The organism is Massilia glaciei, assembly GCF_003011895.2.
GTDB classification, from domain to species: Bacteria; Pseudomonadota; Gammaproteobacteria; order Burkholderiales; family Burkholderiaceae_D; genus Telluria_A; species Telluria_A glaciei.
This window is the reverse complement of sequence record NZ_PXWF02000271.1, coordinates 1-22,195: the sequence shown is the minus strand read 5'-3', so window position 1 is coordinate 22,195 and position 22,195 is coordinate 1. Positions and strand designations below refer to the sequence as shown.

Annotated in this window: 20 protein-coding genes and 1 pseudogene; 18 read left to right on the top strand and 3 right to left on the bottom strand. The window is 66.1% G+C overall.

The window, feature by feature from the left end; all coding sequences use genetic code 11:
* Positions 1-42: 42 nt before the first annotated feature.
* The 6 genes and pseudogenes from C7C56_RS19865 (at position 43) to C7C56_RS19845 (ending at position 5,274) form a co-directional block, all read left to right on the top strand.
* On the top strand, positions 43-924 hold the full coding sequence (locus tag C7C56_RS19865) for a GAF domain-containing protein (protein ID WP_229458881.1): 882 nt from the start codon (positions 43-45) through the stop codon (positions 922-924).
* 306 nt (positions 925-1,230) lie between these two features.
* Entirely contained in the window at positions 1,231-1,605 is a 375-nt protein-coding gene (locus C7C56_RS19860; RefSeq protein ID WP_106759102.1) for a PepSY domain-containing protein, read from the top strand.
* Positions 1,602-2,071, top strand: a pseudogene (locus tag C7C56_RS19855) (DUF2271 domain-containing protein). The gene C7C56_RS19860 and the pseudogene C7C56_RS19855 overlap by 4 nt, the downstream one beginning before the upstream one ends.
* Positions 2,072-2,079: 8 nt before the next feature.
* Positions 2,080-3,705, top strand: a complete 1,626-nt coding sequence (locus C7C56_RS30770; RefSeq protein ID WP_370660229.1) for a PepSY-associated TM helix domain-containing protein — start codon at positions 2,080-2,082, stop codon at positions 3,703-3,705.
* Positions 3,706-3,800: 95 nt separating this feature from the next.
* The gene (locus C7C56_RS30520) at positions 3,801-4,298 is read left to right on the top strand and encodes a ferredoxin reductase domain-containing protein (protein ID WP_307719064.1); all 498 of its coding nucleotides are present in this window, start codon (positions 3,801-3,803) and stop codon (positions 4,296-4,298) included.
* Complete coding sequence (locus tag C7C56_RS19845) at positions 4,282-5,274, top strand: FAD:protein FMN transferase (RefSeq protein WP_229458880.1); 993 nt, start codon at positions 4,282-4,284, stop codon at positions 5,272-5,274. Before C7C56_RS30520 ends, C7C56_RS19845 begins: the two co-directional genes overlap by 17 nt.
* Positions 5,275-5,321: 47 nt before the next feature.
* On the opposite strand, the gene C7C56_RS19840 is transcribed toward C7C56_RS19845, so the two are convergent.
* Both C7C56_RS19840 and udk read right to left on the bottom strand, forming a co-directional pair.
* Positions 5,322-6,569, bottom strand: a complete 1,248-nt coding sequence (locus C7C56_RS19840; RefSeq protein WP_181373263.1) for a cation:proton antiporter — start codon at positions 6,567-6,569, stop codon at positions 5,322-5,324.
* A 177-nt stretch (positions 6,570-6,746) separates the two neighbouring features.
* Entirely contained in the window at positions 6,747-7,622 is an 876-nt protein-coding gene (gene udk / locus C7C56_RS19835) for a uridine kinase (RefSeq protein WP_229458879.1), read from the bottom strand.
* 99 nt (positions 7,623-7,721) lie between these two features.
* Here udk and hmpA point away from each other — a divergent pair, with 99 nt between their 5' ends.
* The 12 genes from hmpA (at position 7,722) to C7C56_RS19775 (ending at position 20,928) form a co-directional block, all read left to right on the top strand.
* Positions 7,722-8,903, top strand: a complete 1,182-nt coding sequence (gene hmpA, locus C7C56_RS19830; protein WP_106759099.1) for an NO-inducible flavohemoprotein — start codon at positions 7,722-7,724, stop codon at positions 8,901-8,903.
* 624 nt (positions 8,904-9,527) lie between these two features.
* Positions 9,528-10,373, top strand: a complete 846-nt coding sequence (gene mtnP, locus C7C56_RS19825; RefSeq protein WP_106759098.1) for an S-methyl-5'-thioadenosine phosphorylase — start codon at positions 9,528-9,530, stop codon at positions 10,371-10,373.
* 29 nt (positions 10,374-10,402) lie between these two features.
* Positions 10,403-11,365: an arsenosugar biosynthesis radical SAM (seleno)protein ArsS gene (gene arsS, locus C7C56_RS19820; protein ID WP_106759097.1), complete on the top strand. Its 963-nt coding sequence runs from the start codon at positions 10,403-10,405 to the stop codon at positions 11,363-11,365.
* Positions 11,362-13,500: a dihydrolipoyl dehydrogenase family protein gene (locus tag C7C56_RS19815; RefSeq protein ID WP_106759096.1), complete on the top strand. Its 2,139-nt coding sequence runs from the start codon at positions 11,362-11,364 to the stop codon at positions 13,498-13,500. The genes arsS and C7C56_RS19815 overlap by 4 nt, the downstream gene beginning before the upstream one ends.
* Before the next feature lie 13 nt (positions 13,501-13,513).
* Positions 13,514-14,212: a TIGR04283 family arsenosugar biosynthesis glycosyltransferase gene (locus tag C7C56_RS19810; protein WP_106759095.1), complete on the top strand. Its 699-nt coding sequence runs from the start codon at positions 13,514-13,516 to the stop codon at positions 14,210-14,212.
* Positions 14,209-14,820: a TIGR04282 family arsenosugar biosynthesis glycosyltransferase gene (locus C7C56_RS19805; RefSeq protein ID WP_106759094.1), complete on the top strand. Its 612-nt coding sequence runs from the start codon at positions 14,209-14,211 to the stop codon at positions 14,818-14,820. The genes C7C56_RS19810 and C7C56_RS19805 overlap by 4 nt, the downstream gene beginning before the upstream one ends.
* Complete coding sequence (locus tag C7C56_RS19800; protein ID WP_106759093.1) at positions 14,817-15,563, top strand: DUF3047 domain-containing protein; 747 nt, start codon at positions 14,817-14,819, stop codon at positions 15,561-15,563. Before C7C56_RS19805 ends, C7C56_RS19800 begins: the two co-directional genes overlap by 4 nt.
* Positions 15,560-16,687, top strand: a complete 1,128-nt coding sequence (locus C7C56_RS19795; RefSeq protein WP_106759092.1) for an FAD-dependent oxidoreductase — start codon at positions 15,560-15,562, stop codon at positions 16,685-16,687. Before C7C56_RS19800 ends, C7C56_RS19795 begins: the two co-directional genes overlap by 4 nt.
* Before the next feature lie 18 nt (positions 16,688-16,705).
* On the top strand, positions 16,706-17,755 hold the full coding sequence (locus tag C7C56_RS19790) for a methyltransferase domain-containing protein (RefSeq protein ID WP_106759091.1): 1,050 nt from the start codon (positions 16,706-16,708) through the stop codon (positions 17,753-17,755).
* 137 nt (positions 17,756-17,892) lie between these two features.
* Complete coding sequence (locus tag C7C56_RS19785; protein WP_106759090.1) at positions 17,893-18,219, top strand: autorepressor SdpR family transcription factor; 327 nt, start codon at positions 17,893-17,895, stop codon at positions 18,217-18,219.
* A 116-nt stretch (positions 18,220-18,335) separates the two neighbouring features.
* The gene (locus tag C7C56_RS19780; RefSeq protein WP_106759089.1) at positions 18,336-19,040 is read left to right on the top strand and encodes a hypothetical protein; all 705 of its coding nucleotides are present in this window, start codon (positions 18,336-18,338) and stop codon (positions 19,038-19,040) included.
* 103 nt (positions 19,041-19,143) lie between these two features.
* Positions 19,144-20,928: an alpha/beta hydrolase family protein gene (locus tag C7C56_RS19775; protein ID WP_106759088.1), complete on the top strand. Its 1,785-nt coding sequence runs from the start codon at positions 19,144-19,146 to the stop codon at positions 20,926-20,928.
* Between the two features lie 90 nt (positions 20,929-21,018).
* Here C7C56_RS19775 and C7C56_RS19770 read toward each other — a convergent pair whose 3' ends face one another.
* Entirely contained in the window at positions 21,019-21,939 is a 921-nt protein-coding gene (locus tag C7C56_RS19770; protein ID WP_106759087.1) for a putative Ig domain-containing protein, read from the bottom strand.
* Between the last annotated feature and the right edge of the window lie 256 nt (positions 21,940-22,195).

Here is a 22,195-nt window from a genome sequence, read left to right as displayed (position 1 = left end):
GCCGGATGGGCCGCGGCGCCGTGTCCTCCCCGACAACACATATTGCCAAATAGCACTTTTAGTGTCGATGAATTTAACGAATTTATCGAATTTGTTATTTTTAATCGAATTTACCAAATTCGTCATTTTATGATGTTTCTTGTCGTCACGTTTCGCATTTCGGTTAAAATCGGCCGCATGACAGCCACCACACGCCGCCGCCCCTCCGCTCCGGACGACCCGGTCTTCACGACACGCGACGCCGCGCACCACCTTGGCGTGAGCGTCAGTACGGCCCAGTTATGGATGGAGCAAGGCACGCTGGCGTCATGGAAAACGCCAGGCGGCCACCGCCGATGCCGGCTCAGCGAAGTCGAACGCCTCCAGGGCATAGGGGCCGGAAAAGCGGCACGGCGGCCCGAGGGCGGCCTCGACGCCGAATACCTCAGTCCGGCTGCGCCCGCGTACCCGGTGCCGCAAACGGAGCAGCGGCGCCTCGCCGCCCTGGCCCACAGCGGCTTGGTCGACAGCCCGCCCGACCACGCATTCGACCGGATCACCTGGCTCGCCGCACAGATCACAGGGTGCCCGATGGCGCTGGTGTCGCTCTTGACGACGAAGCGCCAATGGTTCAAATCGCGGATCGGGATCGCTGCGGCCGAGACCCCAAGGGAGCATGCGTTCTGCAGCCACGCGATCCTCGGCTCCGATGGGCTGGTGGTCACCGATGCGCGGGAGGACTCGCGTTTTTCCGCAAACCCGCTGGTGCTGGGGGAGCCGCACATCCGGTTTTATGCGGGCCTGCCGGTGAGCGACCCGGAAGGGAACCGGCTGGGCACGTTATGCGTCCTCGATTCACGACCGCGCAGCCTGACCGTGGACCAACTGCGGGCCCTCAGGGAATTGACCGACATTGTCACGGCGGAGATTGCGCGCGCCAAGTGAGCCCTGCCTCGCGCGGCACCAGCAATCGACAACCCGCCCGCTTGGGCGGGTATTTTTTCGTCAACTGGCGCTGGAGACCACAAGCTGCCGCAAGCCGGTTCGCCCCCAAGCGACAGCGCGCCGCGCCGGCCTAGCAGAATTTTGATGGCAGGCTTTGATGTGCATCACACTTTTTTCTCGCTTAGGTTCTATAGTCGTTCGGTGAGTTGGCCGAGCATGGCGATTGCCCAGCGGCGCGTTATGCCGGCAGCCATCTTAATTGGCGGCGGTTCATTGTCGACACGTATCCCTACCGAGGAGTAAGCGATGCCCCTGTTCCGCGCGCTCGCCGCATTGGCCGCATTGGCCCTATTGTCGGCCAGCGCGGCGGCATTGGCCGACACCGATTGCAGCGATCCCATCGCCCAATGGAAGCCGCGCGAACTATTGCGCCAGCAGATCGAACAGCGCGGCTGGACGGTGCAGCGCATTAAGGTTGACGACGGCTGTTACGAGGTCAGGGGACTTGACCGGAAGGGCAACAAGATCAAAGCCAAGTACGCCCCCGCCTCGCTGCGCATTCGAAGCCTCGAGGTCGAGTTCGGGCCGGACGGCGACGCCTCCGACTATGCCGCCGCGCTGCCTTCGCATCTCAACCGGCCGGGGCGCACAGCGCCGGCAAGCCAAGGAAACCTCCCATGAAAAAAATCATTGCTGGCGCCTGCATGGCGGGCGCCCTGGCAATGCCGGCAGTGGCGCATGCGCGCACCGTCGTGCTCACCACCCAACTGCAAAACTACGGCGGCAACGGCGCCTATCTCGCGTTTTATCTGGTCGATGCCGCCGGCAAGTACAAGAAGACGCTCCATGTGGCCGGCAAAAAGACAAAATATTACAAGCACTTGGGCGACTGGGCCCGCGGCAGCGGGCTAAATCCACGCGAATTCGACGGCTTGAGCGGCGCCAGCGTCGGCAGCGGAAAAACCCTAAAGGTCACGCTCGACCTGGCCGACGCCCTGATCGACGCGGGCTATGAAATACGGGTCGATAGCGCGGTCGAAGACGCCCCGACAATCCCGCCGATGCGCGCGTGCCGCTCACCAAACAAAATGCCGGCAAGCCTGTAAAGGGGCGAGGCTACATCAAGTCGTTGACCTACGACATGTAAGCGCCGGCATGTTGCGCCTGCTCCATTCCGTGCCCGGCCTGCTGAGCGCGCTGCTCATCATCGTGCTCGGGATCACAGGCGCCATTTTATCGGTCGACCCCGCGCTTGAGCGGTTCGGCACCAGCCGGCCGGCCGGGGTCAGCGTGGCCGAGTTGGCGGCCAGGGTGGCGCGGCATTATCCGGGCGCGGAACAGATCGAGCGCACCGCCTCCGGCTCGCTCATTGTGTACTACAGCACCGACGACGGGGCCCGCGCCGACCGCGTCGACCCTGTCACCGGCAAAGGCATCGCAGCGCATGTGCCATCGGCATTCTCGCGCACGGTCAAGCAACTGCACCGCTCCCTGTTGCTCGACACGCCAGGCCGGGTTGCGACCGGCGGCGCCGCGCTGGCGCTGCTGCTGCTGTGCGTTTCAGGCGTGTTACTGCTCATCAAACGCGTCGGCGGATGGCGCCAGCTGCCCCGTCGACTGCACGGCAACCGCAGCCAGCGCTGGCACGCCGGGGTCGGCCGGGTGGTTGTCGCCGGCCTGTTGTTGTCGGCGCTGACCGGCGCCTACATGTCCGGCGCGACCCTCGGCTTGCTGGCCGACGGCATGCAAGCCGAACCCGACTTCCCGGCCGCCACATCGGGCGGGCCGCCAGCGCCGCCGGCGCGCCTGGCCGCGCTGATGGCGACCGACCTTGAGCACTTGCGTGAACTGGTCTACCCGATTCCCGGCGACCACTCGGCCGTCTACACCTTGCGCACGGTCCAGGGCGATGGCTACGTCGACCAATCAAGCGGCGCGCGGCTGTCGTATCGGCCGCACGGCCGGGTGCGCCAAGCCTACGAACTGGTTTATCGGCTGCACACCGGCGAGGGCCTGTGGTGGCTGGGCCTGATGCTCGGCCTGAGCGCGCTCGGCGCCGCGTGGCTGGCCGCGACCGGCGCCGCCGTCTGGTGGCAGCGGCAGCGCGCCAAACCGCGCATCGCCTTCAACAGCGCCGCGCAGGCGGCCCAGACAGTGATCCTGGTGGGCAGCGAAAACAACAGCACCTGGGGCTTCGCCCGGGTGCTGCACGACGCCTTGCGCAAGGCCGGGCAGCGGGTCCATACGGCGCCGATGAACCAGCTTTCGTCCGGCTATGGCGCCGCCGCCAACCTGTTCGTGCTCACGGCAACCTATGGCGACGGCGACGCCCCGCCTCGGCCGACCAGTTCCTGGCGCTGCTCGGGCGGCTGCCGGCCAACCGCGCGGCCCGGTTCACGGTCCTCGGTTTCGGCGACCGCCAGTTCCCGAAATTCTGCCAGTTCGCCAGGGATGTGGACGGGGCGATGGCGGCGCGCGGATGGCAGCGCATGCTCGAACTGGAGACGATCGACCGCCAGTCGATGCAGCAGTTCGCGCGCTGGGGCGAGGTGGTGGGCGAATGGCTGGGGATCGCGCTCAAACTCGAACATGCGCCGGCCCATCCGCGCACGGTGCGCCTGCGCCTGCTCGAACGCGTCGATTACGGCCCGCAGGAAGAGCAACCGACCGTCGTGCTGCGCTTCGGGGCCGCCCCGGCGCACCCGCCCGGCGCGGCGCTGGCGCGCCTGTTGCCGCGCCGGCGCCTGCCGCACTTCGAGGCGGGCGACCTGGCCGGCATGATCGTCCCTGGCAGCCCCATGCCACGGTTCTATTCGCTCGCCAGCGGCGCGCGCGATGGCATCCTCGAAATCTGCGTGTGAAAGCAGCCCGGGGGCGTGTGCTCGACCTACCTGCATCGCTTGCGGCCGGGAGACTGCATCGAGGCGTTCATCCAGCCCAATCCGCAATTCCGTCCGGCCACGGGCAAGGTACCGGTCATCCTGATCGGCGCCGGGACCGGAATCGGCCCGCTCGCGAGATTCATCCGCAACAATACCGGCAAACACCCGATGTACCTTTACTGGGGCGGGCGCGACCCCGACACCGATTTCCTGTACGAGCCCGAACTGCGCAACTACCTGGCGGACCGGCGCCTCACGCAACTGCACACGGCATTTTCGCGCACCACAAATGGCACCCGCGTCCAGAACCGGCTGATGGAAGACGCCGAGAACCTGCGAACGCTCATCAACAATGGCGGCCAGGTGCTCGTTTGCGGCAGCAGCGCGATGGCGGGCAACGTCAGGCTCGCGCTCGACGCCATCCTGGCACCGCTCAAGCTCAGCGTCCGGACCCTCAAGGCCGGTGGAAGGTATCGTGAAGACGTCTTCTGACCAAAGCGGGCCGCCCGCCTTGCGGCGCCACAGCCTCAACGGCGAGACCATGGGCACGCGCTACAGCGCCGTCTTCTACACACCCGAGGGGGCCGATCTGGCGGCCATCGGGGCCAGCCTGTTCGCCGCCGTCGACCGGGTCGACCGGCAGATGTCGACCTGGAACCCGGCGTCCGACCTGTGCCGCCTGAACGCCGCGGCCGAAGGCGCGTGGACGGCCGTGCCGGACGAACTGGCCGAGGTCCTCGAGGCCGGCGTGCGGATCGGCGTGCAATCGAAGGGGGCCTTCGACATCGGCCTCGGCGACCTGGTGCAGGCCTGGGGCTTCGGGCCGTCGCGGTGCGCGCCGCCGGCGCGGGACCCGGCGCAGGACCAGGCGCAGGACCAGGCGCCGCGCCAGCGCCCGGCGTGCGACCGGATCGAGATCGACCGGCCACGCCGCCGGGTCCGCAAGCGGGCGCCGATCGCCATTGATCTTTCCGGCATCGCAAAAGGGTATGGCGTCGACCAGCTCGCTCACTGCCTCGATGGATGGGGGATTGGCAGCTATCTGGTCGGCATCGACGGCGAAATGCGGGCGCGCGGCAGCAAGCCCGGCGGCGGGGCGTGGGCCGTGGCGATCGAAAAACCGGTGTACGGCGTGCGCGCGGTGTCGGGCGTGATGCAACTTGAGGACACGGCGATTGCGACCTCGGGCGATTACCGCCGATGGGTCGAGGTCGCCGGAAGGCGCTACGCGCACACGATGAGCCCGGCCTTGCAGCAACCGGTGTCGAACCGGCTCGCAGCGGTCACGGTGCTCGCTGCGACCTGCATGCTGGCCGACGCCTGGGCCACCGCCTTGCTCGTTTTAGGCGAGCGCGAAGGCCCCGCGCTGGCCCGGGAACGCGGCATGGATGCGCTGTTCGTGCTGCGCGACGGCGAACGGCTCGAGGAAGTACTGGTCATGGGCGCAAAGCTGTGTGAGGCGGGCTGACGCACCCGCCCGGCGGCGCCCTTGCGAGCTTGATGCGGCCGGTTCGCTCAAGGGCCAGGTCTTTGCGCTTGCGACGTCGCCGCGTCTGTAGCGGCGCCGCCCGAACGGAATATGATTTCCCTCATGCGCCGCAGCTTCGGATGGACCACCGGCACGGTCAGCATGGTGCTGCCGACGGCCATCAACAGCAAGGCGGTGAAGGTTTCGTTGGTGATGATTTGCTTGTCGAGCAAGATGTTGGCGAAGATGATCATGATCAGGGCCTTGGTCTGCAGCAACCAGCCGATGATGCTCGCCTCGCCCGGCGCCCACTTGAGCACCTTGCCCGCGATCCGCAGGCCGATCAATTTGCCGCTGACGGAAGCGAACAGCAGCGCCGCCGCCGCGATGAACACGGCCGAACCACCGACGCCCCAGTTGGTGCGCAGACCGGTGCTAAGGAAGAACACGGGCATCACCACCAGCAGGACATTGGCGCGCAGATTGTCCATTTTGGTCTGATCGAACCAGGCGGCATCCATCACCACACCGGCAAGGAAGGCGCCGACCATATAGTGCAGACCGGCCCAGTCCGCGCCGAAGCCGCATACGGCCAGCCAGATCAGCGCGACGTACCAGCGGTCCCCCTCCTTGAGCGCCGCCATCAGGCGCCGGAAGCCAAAGGTGACGACGCCAAAGCCGACCAGGAATCCCGCCTGGCGCCCCACCCTCTCCCAGTCGAGAAGGATCAGCGCCAGCACCCCCCAGATGGCAATATCGTCGACGCTGGCATAGCGCAGGATGCGCTGGCCGATCGGCTGGCGCAGGATCTCGAGTTTCTCCATCAGCAGGATCAGAATCGGCAAAGCGGTGACCGCGCACGCCATGCCGACACCGGCGATGAACTGCCAGGTCGCCGCCTTCGAACCGATCCAGCCCGCGTAGCCGAGCATGCCCGCCGCGGCGATGCCGCCGAAGACGAGCGGCACGCCCAGCGCAAGCCCCGCGGTGATCCCGGTTTCGCGCCGGTGCTCCCAGGCCTTGCCGATGTCCAGTTCGATGCCGGCGATCATGACGAACAGCATGACCGCCCACCAAGCGATGCCGCTCAAGGTGAGAATTACCTGCGGGTTGAAGACGAATTGATAGTAGTCCGGATACACGGCGCCCAAGGCACCGGGGCCAAGCAGTATTCCGCAAATGATCTGCACCACCACCAAAGGCGCGTAATAATCTGTCCGCCCGAAACGCCAAACGATATAGGGGATCGTGAAGATCAACATCATTGCAAGCAAAAAAATCTCAGTCGTGTTCATCGCTATCGTCTCGGCATTGTCTTCTTGTAATAAAGTTACATCTTACCTGCCATGCTAGCGCGCCCGGTTTTGGAATCAAGGTTTTGGCATCAAATAAGCGGTGATGGGCCTTCGTCGGTTCTCGTCGCGCGGTTTGGCGAAGCTCAACGGCGAATGGAACGTGGTCTGACTGGGAGATCAGAAGGGCCTGTTCAACTGGCCGATGACGCTCGCCACCTTGGTGACGATCACATCGACTGCCGGGCCATTGGCGCCGTGCGGAAAAATGACATCGGCGTGGCGCTTGGTCGGCTCGATGAATTGCTTGTGCATCGGACGCACTGTTTCGAGGTACTGGCCGACGACGCTCTCGACCGAGCGGCCACGTTCGGTGATATCCCTTTGCATGCGGCGGATGAAACGGATATCGGAAGCGGTGTCGACAAAGATTTTGAGCGACATCTTGTTGCGCAGGTCCGCGTCATACAAGGCAAACAGGCCTTCGATCACGATGACCGGGGCTGGTTTGACGGGAATGGTCTTGTTGGAGCGGTTGTCGATCGTGAAATCGTATTCCGGCATCTCGATCGCCTCGCCATTACGCAAAGCCTCGACGTGCTGCACCAGCAGTGGCCAGTCAAAGGCCTGCGGATGGTCGTAATTTTGCTTGCGGCGCAGTTCAGGGGAGAGCTCGGATTGGTCGCAGTAGTAGTCGTCCTGCATCACGACAGAAACCATCTCGGCACCGAACGAAGCGAGCACTTGCTGGGTCACCGTTGACTTGCCACTGCCGCTTCCGCCGGCGACGCCAATGATAAAAGGAGTGAAAGAAATCTTGTTCATCTCCAAATGATACCGGAGCGGCGCCAGAACTGACAGGATTGAGAGGCTGAAGCCGGTTTTTACGGTTTGGAAGACAATCCTTTTGGCAGCCGTCGGCGACCAGCCGATGCGGCGCGATGTTGCGATTTTCTTTCCGGCTATGGGGAGCCGCCCTCCCGAGCACGCCAAAAGCACGCGCCGCCAAGGCGCAGTCGCGAGCGTCGACTGTCTCATCGCGCTCGGCATCGGCATGCGTCAAGCCAACTCAGTAAAACATACATCTAATTTGCATGTTCATGCCAAGCCGCATAAAATAGCGCACCAATCCCGACCAATCGACGAAAGATAAACATGTTGTCTACAGACCAGCGCGCCATCGTTACGGCCACCGTGCCCCTGCTTGAATCAGGCGGCGAGGCGCTTGTCACGCACTTCTACCAAACCCTGTTCAAGGACTATCCCGAGGTCGTCCCCTATTTCAACCAGGCCAATCAAACCGCTGGGGCCCAACAGCGGGCGCTCGCAAACGGCATCCTCGCGTATGCCCGCAACATCAACAACCTGGAGCGCCTCGGACCGCTCGTTGACACGATCATCAACAAGCACGTGGCCCTTCAGATCCTGCCTGAGCACTATCCCCTGGTCGGCGCTTCCCTGCTTAAGGCCATACGCGAGGTGCTTGGCGCCGACGTTGCCACAGACAGCGTGATCGACGCCTGGGCGGCGGCGTATGGCCAGCTTGCCGACATCCTCGTCAGGGGCGAAAAGGCAATCTATGCCGCGCAAGCTGGCGCCGCGGGCGGGTGGTCGGGGCCGCGCGCGTTCATCGTCGAGAAGAAAACGCCCGAGAGCGCGGAAATCACATCGTTTACTTTCGTGGCCGCCGACGGCGGGCCGGTGATGGCCCATGAGCCCGGCCAATACATCAGCGTGGGCGCGCGCCCGAACGGCGAGTCAATCCGACGTCAGTACTCCTTGTCCGCGGCCGCCAATGGCAAAACCTACCGGATCAGCGTTAAAAGAGAGCCGCAGGGAAAAATGTCATCGTATCTGCACGACGTCGTACAAGAGGGGGACCAACTGCAGCTGCTCCCGCCCGCCGGCGCCTTTGTGCTGTCGAAGACCGACAAGCCGCTGGTGCTGATCAGCGGCGGAGTGGGCCTTACGCCCACCTTGGCGATGCTGGAAAGCGCGCTGGAAACAGGACGGGAAATCCGCTTCATCCATTCGGCGCGCGATGTCAATGTCCATGCCTTCAGAAAACACATCGATGCGCTGGCAAAGCGCCATTCCAACTTCAAACGATTTTATTGCTACAACCAACACCACGCGCCGACAGACAGGCCCGATGCCGTCGGATTCATCGACAAGGCGCTGCTCGAGAGCTGGCTACCCCAGTCGCGCGACATCGATGCCTATTTTCTTGGCCCGACGGGCTTTATGCAGTCCGTGAAACGTAGCCTGCGCGAGCTTGGCGTGCCCGAAAACCAGACCCATTACGAGTTCTTCGGACCGGCGGCCCTGCTCGACTGATCGCCTGATCGCGCTGGCGCGTTGGCGCACAGGGGCGCAGCCGCCATCGGCCGCTTGCTGCCCCGCCATCAGGGCCGCCAGATGCCGTTGGCGCCGCCGAAAAGCGCGCACGGCGTCGTAAAATCGGGCCCCGTTTTTTGATTCCGACCCGTGCCCGGCGCTCAAGCATTGCCCGGGTCTACAGCTGCAACCAGTACCGCAGCCATGCCCCCAGCACCACAAGGAACTGCCGCCACCCGGGCCCGCCATGCGCGGCGCCGCCAACGCGTGCGCCGCGAACAGGGCGCCGGCGCGCGTATGGCGCCGGCCATCTCAGCGACTCTGCCATACCCTTCCATCCAGCGACCGTTTTCCTTCAGCCCAGGTCGAACCGCATCGGCCTCGGGCTTCTCGCGGGGCCATGGCCACCAAGCCAAACAGGATTCGGCGCAAATCGCCGGCATTGGCTCGCTTTGACCTGTTTTCGAGTACGCTTCCAACTTTTGCCAGTCGCGCGGACCGCTGCTTGCCATTGAATCCAAAACTTCTTTTTCAACGTATGTAAGGTTTGGCCCCGCACGCCCGACATATATTCGATAATTGCACATTCACCAACAAGCAACAACGCGGCAAAACGGAGAAAACATGCTCGCAGTAATTGGCGGTACCGGCCTTTCGCAAATGGCGCAGCTCGACGTCATCGAGACGCACCAGCCCACGACGCCGTTCGGGGCGCCGTCCTCGCCGATCGTGCGCGGCCGGCTCGGCAACCACGACATCCTGTTCCTGTCGCGGCACGGCGCCCGGCACCAGTACCTGCCGCACGAGGTCAACTACCGCGCCAATATTTTTGCGCTCAAGGCCCTGGGCGCGACGCAAATCATCGGCATTTCCGCCGTCGGCAGCCTGGACGAGGCGATCGCGCCGGGCCATCTGGCGGTACCCGACCAGTATTTCGACTGGACCCGCGGCCGGCGCGAACCAACCTTCTTCGGCGGCGGGGTGGCGGTGCATGTCTCGACCGCCAATCCCGTCAGCGCCAATCTGGTGCAATGGATCGAACGCCACGCCGCACGGCTGGGCACCACGATCCACACGGGCGTGACCTACGCCTGCGTCGAAGGACCGCGGCTGGGCACGCGCGCCGAAAGCCATTTTTTGCGCCAGGCCGGATGCCACGTGGTCGGCATGACCAATGTGCCCGAGGTGTTCCTCGCGCGCGAAGCGCAGATCTGCTACGCCACCATCGGCATCGCCACCGACTACGACTGCTGGATGGACGATCCTACAAAGCATGTGCAGGCGACCGAAATCTTCGGCCTGTACCGCAGCAGCCTCGAGAAAGCGCATCAGTTGCTGCACGCGCTGCTGTCCGACGAACGGCCGGCCGAGGAGCGTGACATTCGCACCGCCCTGCAATACGCGATGCTCACGCCCGTGGCGGCGCTGTCCGATCAACAGCGCGAGTGGATCACGGTCCTGCAGCGCTAGTCACCTTTTCGAATATCAGGAAAACTCCCATGCACGCCACCTATCCGCTGCTGCGCAAAACCAGCTTTCCGCCGCTCAAACGCCGCGCGCTCGACACCTTGCAGGTCAACCTGGGTTACAAGTGCAACCAGACCTGCCTGCACTGCCATGTCAACGCCGGCCCCACGCGCAAGGAGGTCATGGACCCGAAGACCATCGACACAGTCATCGAGGTGCTCGCCGCCGGCGCTCTGGGCACGCTCGATCTGACCGGTGGCGCGCCCGAGATGAATCCGCGGTTCCGCTCCCTGGTGCGGCGCGCGCGCGCGCTCGGCGTGCGGGTGATCGACCGCTGCAACCTGACGATCCTGTCGGAGCCGGGCTACGAGGACCTGGCCGAATTCCTCGCCGCGGAGGGAGTCGAGATCACCGCCTCGCTGCCCTGCTATTCGCAGGAGAACGTCGACAAGCAGCGCGGCGACGGCGTGTTCGAGCGCAGCATCGCCGCCCTGCAGGCGCTCAACAAACTCGGCTACGGCAAGCCCGGCACCGGACTGGTGTTGAACCTGGTGTACAACCCCCAGGGAGCGGTCCTGCCGCCTGGCCAGCAGCAGCTCGAGGCCGACTACAAGAAGGAGCTGGCCGCGCATTTCGGTATCGAGTTCAACCAGTTGTTCGTCATCGTCAACATGCCGATCCAGCGCTTCGGCTCCACCCTCGTCTCCAAAGGGCAGTTCCACGACTATATGGCGCTGCTCAAGGCCAACTACCTCGAAAAAAATCTCGACGGCGTCATGTGCAGGACGCTGGTCAGCGTCGACTGGCAGGGCTATTTGTACGATTGCGACTTCAACCAAATGCTCGGCATGCCGGCCCCGATCGGCGGCGCCCTGCGCCCGCACCTCGACGACCTGCTGCGCCATGACGTCGACTGCGGGTCGATTGCGATCGCCGACCACTGCTACGGCTGCACCGCCGGCCAGGGCAGCAGTTGCGGCGGTGCGCTCGCATGAACAAATCACGCGTGGCGGGGCTGGTGCTGCTGGCGGCGGCCGTCGCCGCCTATTTCGCCTTCGATCTTGGACGCTATTTCACGCTCGATTTTCTCAAGGCGCAGCAGCAGTCGTTCCAGGCCTACCACGCGGCCCATCCGGCCCAGGCGGTCGCCATATTTTTCGGCATCTACGTGCTGGTCACGGCGCTGTCGCTGCCTGGGGCGGCCATCCTCACGCTGGCCGGCGGCGCCCTGTTCGGCCTGCTCGCGGGCACCTTGATCATCTCATTCGCCTCGACCATCGGCGCCACCCTCGCCTTCCTGGCGTCGCGCTACCTGCTGCGCGACTGGGTGCGCACCCATTTCAGGAGCAAAGTCGACGCCATCGATGCCGGCGTCGCCAGGGATGGCGCGTTCTACCTGTTCACGCTGCGCCTGGTGCCGCTGTTCCCCTTTTTCCTGGTCAACCTGGTCATGGGATTGACGGCGATGCGGGTCACCACTTATTACTGGGTCAGCCAGCTCGGCATGCTGGCCGGGACGCTCGCGTTCGTCAACGCCGGGACCCAGTTGGCGCGGATCGACAGCCTGTCCGGGATCCTCTCGCCGGCCGTGCTCGGGTCGTTCGCGCTGCTCGGCGTGCTGCCGCTGGCCGGCAAAAAAACGCTCGACGCGATCAAGGCGCGCAAGATCTACCAGCGCTGGCAAAAACCGGCGCGCTTCGACTACAACATGGTCGTGATCGGCGCCGGCGCCGCCGGCCTGGTGACGGCCTACATCGCCGCCGCGGTCAAGGCCAAGGTCGCGCTGGTCGAGGACAACAAGATGGGCGGCGACTGCCTCAATTATGGTTGCGTGCCGTCCAAGGCCCTGATCCGCAGCGCCAACTTCGTCAGCCAGGCGCGCCGGGCGCGCTCGCTCGGCATCGGCGGCGCCGAGCCGGAGTTCGACTTCGCCGACGTCATGGCGCGCGTGCACCAGGTGATCGCGAAGATAGCGCCGCACGATTCGGTCGAGCGCTACACCGACCTCGGTGTCAACGTCATGCAGGGCAAGGCAAGAATCGTCTCGCCGTGGGAGGTCGAGATCGACGGCAAGCGCGTTTCGACCCGCTCGATCGTGATCGCCACCGGCGCGCAGGCGGTGGTGCCGAACATCCCGGGCCTGCGCGAGGCCGGCTTTTACACGTCCGACACGCTGTGGGAGCTCACCGAGCTGCCGCGCGAGCTGGTCGTGCTCGGCGGCGGCCCGATCGGCTGCGAGCTGGCCCAGGCCTTTGCTCGCCTCGGCGCCAACGTCACGCAGGTCGAACAAGGCGCGCGCCTGATGTCGCGCGAGGACGACGACGTCGCCGGGGCGGTGTCGGCGTCGATGGCGGCCGACGGCGTGCGCATACTGACCGCGCACGAGGCGGTGCGCTGCGAACAGGACGCGCAAGGCAAGCGGCTCATCGTGCGGCACAACGGCGTCGAAAGCGCGGTCGCCTTCGACATCCTGCTGTGCGCGGTGGGGCGCGCGGCGCGCACCACCGGGTTCGGGCTGGAGGAACTGGGCATACCCCTGTCGCCCAAAAAGACCATCGAGACCGACGCGTATCTGCAGACCCTGTATCCAAACATCTACGCCTGCGGCGACGTCGCCGGCCCCTACCAGTTCACCCACACAGCGTCGCACCAGGCCTGGTACGCGGCCGTCAACGGGCTGTTCGGCGGGTTCAAGCGCTTCAAGGCCGACTACACGGTGATCCCGTGGTGCACCTTCACCGCGCCCGAAGCGGCACGGGTCGGGTTGTCGGAGGCCGAGGCGCTCGCGCAGGGCATCGACGTCGAAGTGACACGCTACGACATCGAGGAGCTCGACCGCGCCATCACCGACCAGGTGGCGCACGGCTTTGTCAAGGTGCTCACCCAAAAAGGCAGCGACAAGATCCTGGGCGCGGCCATCGTGGCCGAGCACGCCGGCGACATGATGGCCGAGTATGTGCTGGCGATGAAGCACGGGATCGGCCTGAACAAGATACTGGGCACCATCCACATCTACCCGACGATGGCCGAGGCGAACAAGTTCGCGGCCGGTCAATGGAAGCGCGCGCACGCGCCCCAGCGCCTGCTGGCGTTTGCCGCGCGCTTTCACCGCTGGCGCAGGTCGGCCTGACCGGGGGAAGCGAATGCACACAAAAACGCACAACATACCGCTGTCGATCATCGTTCCCATGCTTAACGAAGCGGCCGGAATCGAGCAGACGCTGCGCGCCCTGGCCCCCATGCGCGCGCGCGGCGTGGAGGTGATTGTCGCCGACGGCGGCAGCAGCGATTGCAGCGCGAGCATTGCCGCGGCCCTGGCCGACGTAGTCATCGACGCGCCCCGCGGCCGCGCCAAGCAGATGAACGCGGGCGCGGCCGCCTCGCGCGGCGCGGTGCTCCTGTTCCTGCACGCCGACACGGTCTTGCCCGACCAAGCCGATGGATTGATCCTGCAGGCGCTGGCCGCGCAAGGCCGGGCATGGGGGCGCTTCGACGTGCGCATATGCGGCCGTTCGCGCATGCTGCCGGTAGTCGCCGCGCTGATGAACATGCGTTCGCGCCTGACCGGCATCGCCACCGGGGACCAGGCCATGTTCGTGCGGCGCGCAAACTTTTTTGCGGCGGGCGCCTTTCCGGCCCAGCCGCTGATGGAGGACATAGAGCTCTCGCGGCGCCTGAAGGCACGCTCGGCGCCGGCCTGCCTGGCACAGCGCGTCACCACCTCCGGGCGGCGCTGGGAGACCAAGGGCGTGTGGCGCACCATTTTCTTGATGTGGAGCCTGCGCCTGCGCTATTGGTTCGGCGCCGGGGCCGACACACTGGAACGGGTCTATCGCCGATGAACGCAAGCTGCCTCCTGATCGTGTTTGCAAAAGCGCCGGTGCCGGGCCAGGCCAAAACGCGCCTGGCGCCGGCGATCGGCTTCGAGGGCGCGGCGGGGCTGGCCTCCGTCATGCTCGCCCATACGCTGCGCAGCGCGGTCGACTCGGGGATCGGCCCCGTCGAGCTGTGCTGCGCGCCCGATACCGGGCACGCCCAATTCCAGCAGGCGGCCGGCGCCGGCGTGAGCCTGACCGGGCAAGGCGGCGGCGACTTGGGCGAGCGCATGGAACGCGCCCTCGCGCGCGGCCTCCAACACCATCCGCGCGTGGTCCTGATCGGCACCGACGCGCCGCTGCTCGATGCCGCGGTGCTGCGCGACGCCGCCACGGCACTGCTCACGCACGACGTGGTCATCGCCCCCGCCGCCGATGGCGGCTACGTGCTGGTGGGCCTGGCGCGCCGCGCGCCCGAACTATTCGCATCGGTCGCGTGGAGCACACCGCTGGTGATGGCGCAGACGCGGGCACGCATCGCCGCGCTGGGGCTCTCCTTGCACGAGCTGCCGACCTTGCACGACATCGACGAGCCGCGCGATCTGGTGCATGTCCCCGCGGAGTGGCAGGCATGAGCGCCCGCAGCGGCATGATGGCCGCCGCGCTGCTGTCCGGTCTGGCGACGGCGGACGCGGCCTCGGCGGCCGCGGCGATCCCCGCGTTCTCGCGCATGGCGCCGGGCGGCCCTATCGAAGGCTGGCAGGCGCTCAAGCCATCGCCCAAGGCGGCCGACACGCGCTACCGCCTCGTCGCCGACGGCGCGCTCACGGTCCTCAAGGCCGACGCCGAGAAGTCCATGTCGGGGCTGATCCATACCGTGCGGGTCGACACCCGGCGCCACCCCTTGCTGCGCTGGCGCTGGAAGATCGCCGCGCCGGTGGCGAACGCGGACATGACCCAAAAAAGCGGCGACGACTACGCCGCGCGCGTGTACGTGATGTTCGACTACCCGGCCGCGCGGCTACCCTTTTCCGACCGCCTGAAGATGAAAATGGCGGAGTCGCTGTACGGACAGCGGCTGCCGACCGCGGCGCTGAACTACGTCTGGGACAACCGGCAGCCGGTGGGCACGGTACAGGCCAACACCTACACCGACCGCGCCCGCATGATCGTCGCGCAAAGCGGCGCGGCGCGGGCCGGCACCTGGGTCACCGAGACGCGCGACCTGCGCGCCGACTTCCTGGCCGCGTTCGGCGAGCCGGCGCCCGACGTCGTGGCCGTCGCCATCGCGACCGACACCGACAACACCGGCGGGCGCGCGAGCGCCTGGTATGGCGACCTCGAGTTTCTGCCCGACGCACAGGGGCCGGCCCGATGAAACGACTGGTGCTGGTCGGTGCCGGCCACGCGCACGCCCGCGTGCTGCGCGATTTTGCCAGGGATGCGCCGCACGGCATCGCGCTGACCCTGGTGTCGCCCGCGCCGCTTGCGCCCTACTCCGGCATGGTGCCCGGCTGGATGGCCGGGCACTACCGTTGGGACGAATGCTGCATCGACTTCGCCCGGTTGTGCCGCCTGGCCGGCGCCACGCTGCGGATCGGCATGGCGGCCCGCATCGACGCGGCGGGCTCGGTGCTGCACCTTGAAAGCGGCGAACAGCTTGACTACGACGTGCTGTCGCTCGACATCGGCTCGACCGCATACCCGCCCGAAGGCGCGGGCCCGCAACTGCTGCCGATGCGCCCCCTATCGCGCCTCAACGAACGCTGGGAGACGCTGCGCGAACATGTCCGCGCGCTGCCCCCGGGCGCCGCTTGCAGCGTCCTCGTGGTCGGGGGCGGCGCCGCCGGCGTCGAGAGCGTCCTCGCGGCAAAGCACCAACTGGCCGAGTGGGCGCCGCATGTCGCTTTCGGGTACGCGCTCGCGACCCAGGGTAAGGCGGCGCTGCCGGCGTTGGCGCGGTCTGCCGCCAGAAAGATCGGCGCGCATTTCGAGCGGCACGGGATCCGCGTCATCCATGATTTTGAAGCGGCGCGCCTCGACCACGCGGGCGTGGCCAGCCGCGACGGGCGCACGCTGGCGGCCGACGTGGTCCTGTGGGCCACGGGCGCGAAAGCGCATGGCTGGCCGGCGGCGGCTGGCATCGCGCAAGACAGCGCGGGCTTCATCAAGGTCGACAGCGACTTGCGCTCGGTTTCACATCCGAACATTTTCGCCGCCGGCGACTGCGCCAGCTTCGCAGTGGCGGTGCCGAAAGCGGGCGTGTTCGCGGTGCGCATGGGGCCCGTCCTCGCGCACAACCTGCGCGCTCTGCTCGGCGGCAGGCCACTTGAAAAATTCGTCGCCCAAAAGCGCCATCTGGTCCTGCTGGGCACGGGCGGCGAACACGCGGTGGCGGCGTGGGGGCCGTTGTCGTGGCAGGGACGCTGGGTGTGGCGCTGGAAGCGGCGCATCGACCAACGCTTCCTGGCGCGCCACAACGGCGCCGTCCAGATCAACTAAACAAGCATCGGAGGCAGCATGCATGACATCGTTCAGGACATCGTTCAGGAATACTACGGCAAGATTTTGCAAAACACCGGGGACTTGAAGACCAGCGCCTGCTGCGACATCAGCCAGATGCCGGCCTGGCTCAAGCCCCTGCTCGCGCGTATCCACCCCGAAGTGATGGAGCGCTACTACGGCTGCGGGCTGGTGTGCCCGCCTCTGCTCGAGGGCTGCCGCATCCTCGACCTGGGCAGCGGCTCCGGGCGCGACGTGTACGCGCTCTCGCAACTGGTTGGGGCGACCGGCGAAGTGATCGGCGTCGACATGACCGAGGAGCAGCTGGCCGTGGCGCGCCGCCACCAGGCCTATCACCGCGACACGGTGGGCTACGACAACGTGCGCTTTTTGCACGGCTACATCGAGCGCCTCGATGAATTGGACCTGGCGGCAGGGAGTTTCGACGTGATCGTGTCCAACTGCGTGGTCAATCTGTCGCCCGACAAGGACGCGGTGCTGCGCGAAGTCGAGCGCCTGCTCAAGCCGGGCGGCGAGTTCTACTTCTCCGACGTGTACGCCGACCGCCGGGTGCCGGACGCGGTGCGCGACGATCCCGTGCTGTATGGCGAATGCCTGGGCGGCGCCTTGTACTGGAACGACTTTCTGCGCCTGGCCAAGCGCCATGGCTTCGCCGACCCGCGCCTGCTCGAAGACCGCGCGCTCGAGATCACCAACCCGGAGCTCGCCGCGCGCGCACGGGGCATCGGCTTCCACTCGGCGACCTATCGCTTGTTCAAGCTCGACCAGCTCGAAAGCGCCTGCGAAGACTACGGCCAGGCGGTGGTGTACCGCGGCAGCATTCCCGGTTGCGCCGACCGCTTCGTGCTCGACAAGCATCACGACATCGAGACCGGCCGCGTGTTCCCCGTGTGCGGCAACACCTGGCGCATGCTGCACGAGACGCGCTTCCACTCCCACTTCGATTTTATCGGCGACTTCAATCGCCACTACGGAATCTTCGCGGCATGCGGCACGGACATGCCGTTCGACAGGCCGGCGCGGGCTGCCGCCGCGCCGTGCTGCTGAGGGACGCGGGAATGGCGCCCCACTTGTCTGAGCCGATTCTTCAACTGGCTCGTTTCCAAGGTTTGGGCCCGCATGGCGCGCGCCAACTGCGCCTATAATCCCACCACGTCGTTCGATGGTTAGCCAGACTTGGAAGCATGAGCCAGATTTTCAAAGCACTTTCGGACCCGACCCGCCGGCGGGTCCTTGCCCTGTTGCGCGAGCGCCCGCAATCGGCCGGCGAACTCGCCGACCAGTTCGACGTGTCAAAGCCGACCATGTCGGCGCATTTTTCGGTGCTGCGCGAGGCAAACCTGATCACCTCGTCCAAACACGGCACGACCGTGCTGTACTACCTGAACCTCTCGGTACTCGAGGACGCTCTGGTCGGATTCGCCCAGTTGTTCGGCCTACAGGTCGCCAAGTCGGCGGACGACCAGCCTAAGGCCGAGCCGTCGCCGGGCAAGAAAAAAACCGAGCGGTGACATCCCTTTCCAGCAGCTTGCGACCGACCCCTTGACTATATTTCGATAATTAGCTAATCTACGAAATAAGCAGTCCCAGCGGCTGACGCCAACCTCCTCGAAAGGGAACCCAAGACATGAACTTCACCGACGCAATCAAACGCGGGCTCATCGCAGGCATGCTCACCGCCGCAGGCGCCGTGGCAGCGACGCCACCCGACACCGCACCGAACGCAACCCAGATGTGGCATGGCACGGTGCAGACGCCAAACGGCGAAATCGACCTGGAATTGGCCATTCATGGAACCGATCCGGGCAAGCCGAGGGCATCACTTGAGAGCGTGACCCAGGCGCCGGGCCTGGCCATCCCGGTCAGCGCGGTCAGCATGGATGACAAGCAGCTGAGGCTTGAAATCAACCAACTATCGGCAGAGTACGAAGGCAAGTTCGACGCCGCCAAAAACGCATGGGAAGGCGTATGGCGGCAGGCCGGCATGCATTTCCCGCTGACCTGGTCGCGCGGCGCGCTGCCGCCGAAACCGCGCATCGGCGGGATCGACGGCGACTGGCGCGCCACATTGCATCGCGCCGGCAAGCAGATGCGCCTGACCTTGCGCATCGCCAGCTCACCGCGCGGAACGCGGGCCAGGCTCGACTCCCCCGACGTTGGCGCGCTCGATATGAACGTCACCGAACTGTCGCGCACGGGCGACCGTGTGCATCTGCGCGTGCCACTTGCCAGCGTCGTCTTCGAGGGCGAACTAAGCGACAAGCAGACCGTCCTGACGGGCGCATGGCTGCGCGAGGGGCTCCCGCCGGTCACCGTGAAATTCAGCCGCTAGTTGCATCGCTAGTTGCACCGCCAGTTGCATCGCTAGTTGCATCGCTGTTTGCATCGCTAGTTGCAGATCGACCGCGCAGATCCCCCCACCGACGAGACCAGCCATGACCGATATAACCCGCATCGCTAGCGCTATTTTTGCCTGCCTTATCGGCGTCGCCGGCGCCGTACACGCCGGCGGCAACGCCCCGCCCTCCCCGACCCTGGCCGGTCAATGGCATGGCACGCTGCAAACGGCGGCCGGCTCCTACAACCTTGAACTCGCCGTTGTGAAAGACGCGGCAGGCCAGCTCAGCGCATCGGTCGAGAGCATCGACCAGGCACCCGGACAAGCGATTCCGATTGCAAGGATCGCGCTCGAGGACGACCGGCTCACGCTCGCCATTGACGCCATAGCAGCGACCTACGAGGGCCGCTTCGACGCGGCGAGCCATACCTGGCGAGGCACCTGGCGCCAAGGCCTCAGCCTGCCCTTGACATGGACGCGCGGCGCCTATCCTCCGGGCCAGAAGATCGCCGGCATCGACGGCAAGTGGCGCGCGACCCTGCCGCGCGGGGGGAAAGACCTGCGTTTGATCCTCCATGTCGCCACGACCAGCCGGGGCACGGGCGCGAAGCTCGATTCCCCCGACATGGGGGTGGCCGGCTTGTCGCTGACGGAACTGTCGCGCGCTGACAGGCGCGTGCGTTTCAGCGTGCCGGTGGCAGGCGTCGTGTTCGAAGGCGCCTTGAACGAAACAGCAGACGGCCTGAACGGCACGTGGCGGCGCGAGGGCATGGCGCCGGCAAACCTGACTTTTTCACGCGATGGCGACGCATCGCCCCGGATCGACGCGCGCCCCCAGACGCCGCGCGCGCCGTTCGGCTACGGCATGCGCGAGGTCACCTTTAGCAATCCGGAGACTGGACATCCCCTCGCCGGCACGCTGACCATGCCCGATGGTCCCGGCCCTTTCGCCTCCGCCGTCCTGATCAGCGGCTCGGGCCCGCAAGACCGGGACGAAACACTCTTTGGCCACCGGCCGTTCGCGGTCCTGGCCGACCATCTGTCGCGCAATGGCGTCGCGGTGTTGCGGGTGGACGATCGCGGGGTCGGAAAGTCAGGGGGCGACTTCGCCACGGCGACCAATCTGGACTTCGCAAGCGACGCCCGCGCCGCCGTGCGGTTTCTCGCGGCGCAAAGTGGCATCGCCCCCCGGTCGATCGGGCTGATCGGCCACAGCCAAGGGGGAATCGTCGCCCCGATCGCGGCGACGCAAGATAGTACGATCGCGTTTCTGGTGTTGCTGGCCGCGCCTGGGACGGGCATGGGCGAATTGCTGATGGCACAACGCCGGATGGCTGGCGTGATACAGGGGAAGACGCGCGAAGAGATGACGGCCGGCGAGCCGGCGTTGACACTGCTTTACAAGACAACCATCAAGGCGGGAGGCCGAAAGGCCGCGCGCGCGAGGGTCGGCGCACTATTGACGCCGGCCCGTCTGCGCGAACTCGGAAAATCCGCCCTTGAGAAGGACGCGTTGATCGATGAGATGACGAGTGACTGGTTGCGCGACGTCTTGCTCTACGATGCGCCCAAGACACTGGGGAAATTGCGCATCCCGGTTCTGGCGTTGAACGGCGGCGTGGACCAACAAGTGCCGGCGCAGGCGAACTTGCACGCGCTACGGCGCGCCCTGAGGGACAATCAGGACGCGACGATCGAGGAACTGCCCCAATTGAATCACATGTTCCAGACCGCGCGCAGCGGCGCGATGGCGGAGTACGCCGAGATCGCAGAAACCTTCGCCCCCTCCGCCTTGGAGGTGATCAGCAAATGGGTCGTTCAGCGATTCGGCGGCCAGGCTGTTCGGCCGGCGCCGGCCACGCGCCAGCAAACCGCGCGCTGACAGTGCAATTTCCGCACGCCACACTTGGGCGCGGTCCCGTTTTCGGCTCCGCCCCCAACACGCCGGCCGGAGTGCTCCTTTCCTCGCCCGTCAGGCGGTCGTTGCCATCGTAGGCTCGCGGTTGATGTCGACGGTGACCAGGGACGTGGTCTTGGCGCCGTTGGCGTCGACCACGTTGAGCGCCAGTTCGTAAATGCCGTTGGACAGTTGCGTCGGGTCGAGCTTGCCGAGCGCGCCGGCCGTCACCGGGCTGGTGCCGCGCCCGATCTCGCGCCAGACGCCGTCGCCGGCCGGGCGCAGCAGCAACTGGTAGTAGGCAAGGCTGGCGTCGAACGCGGTGCCGGTGATGTCGACGGGCGCTGTCACCTCGACGTCGTCGGCGGGCGAAAGAATCTTCGCCAGCGGCGCGCTGACGTCGCCGTCGACCCGCACGCTGTAAAAACTGCTTTTTTCGATCGTGCCGCGGCTGTCGGTGGCGCGCGCCACGATCTGGTGCGCGCCGACGGTGGCGCCGGTGACGACCGCCCGCCCCTCAGCGTCGAGCGTGACGGGCTGGCCGTCGACCGTCAGCGCCACGACGGCGCCGCCGCCGCCGCCGCCGCCGTTGGTCAGCAGCGTGATCGCGACCGTCTCGCCCAGGTTGACGATCGCCGGGGCGATCCCCAGGCTGATCTCGAGCGGCAGCACGTCGGCGCCCACGCTGACCACGTAGCGCTGCTCCCCGTAGGCGCGGCCGTTGTCGGCGCGCAGGGTCACCGTGAACATGCCGCTGACCGGCCGGTCCCAGGCAACGACGCCGGCGCTGTTGACGCCCATGCCGGTCGGCGCGTCCACCAGGCTCCACGTGAGCGGCAGGCCCTGCGGGTCGTTGGCGGTGGCCGCGTAACGGTAGGCCTGGCCGGCCGTCGCGGCGCTGACCGGCACGCTCGTGATCAGCGGCGCCGCGACCGTCGCGCCCGCGTTGCCATCAAAACCTGTGACCGTGCCCAGGTTGGCGGCAAGAACCCCCACGACCGTGTCGCATGCCAGCTCGCCCTGGGCCGCGGCCGATACGGAGCGGATGATCTAGCTAAGCATCAGCCCGTGTCCGTTTGCCGGCTCTGGACCCAGTCGCCCGTCCGCATCACCGATATCAGGGAAACCGCCTTTAGCCGCCTACGTTTCCGCGAAACAGGGGTCTGTCCCCTGTTTCGTGCTGTTTCGTGTTTCGCCCTCTGTTTCGCCCTGTTTTGCATGCAAAAGCGAATGCCGCGATGGTTGAGCAGGG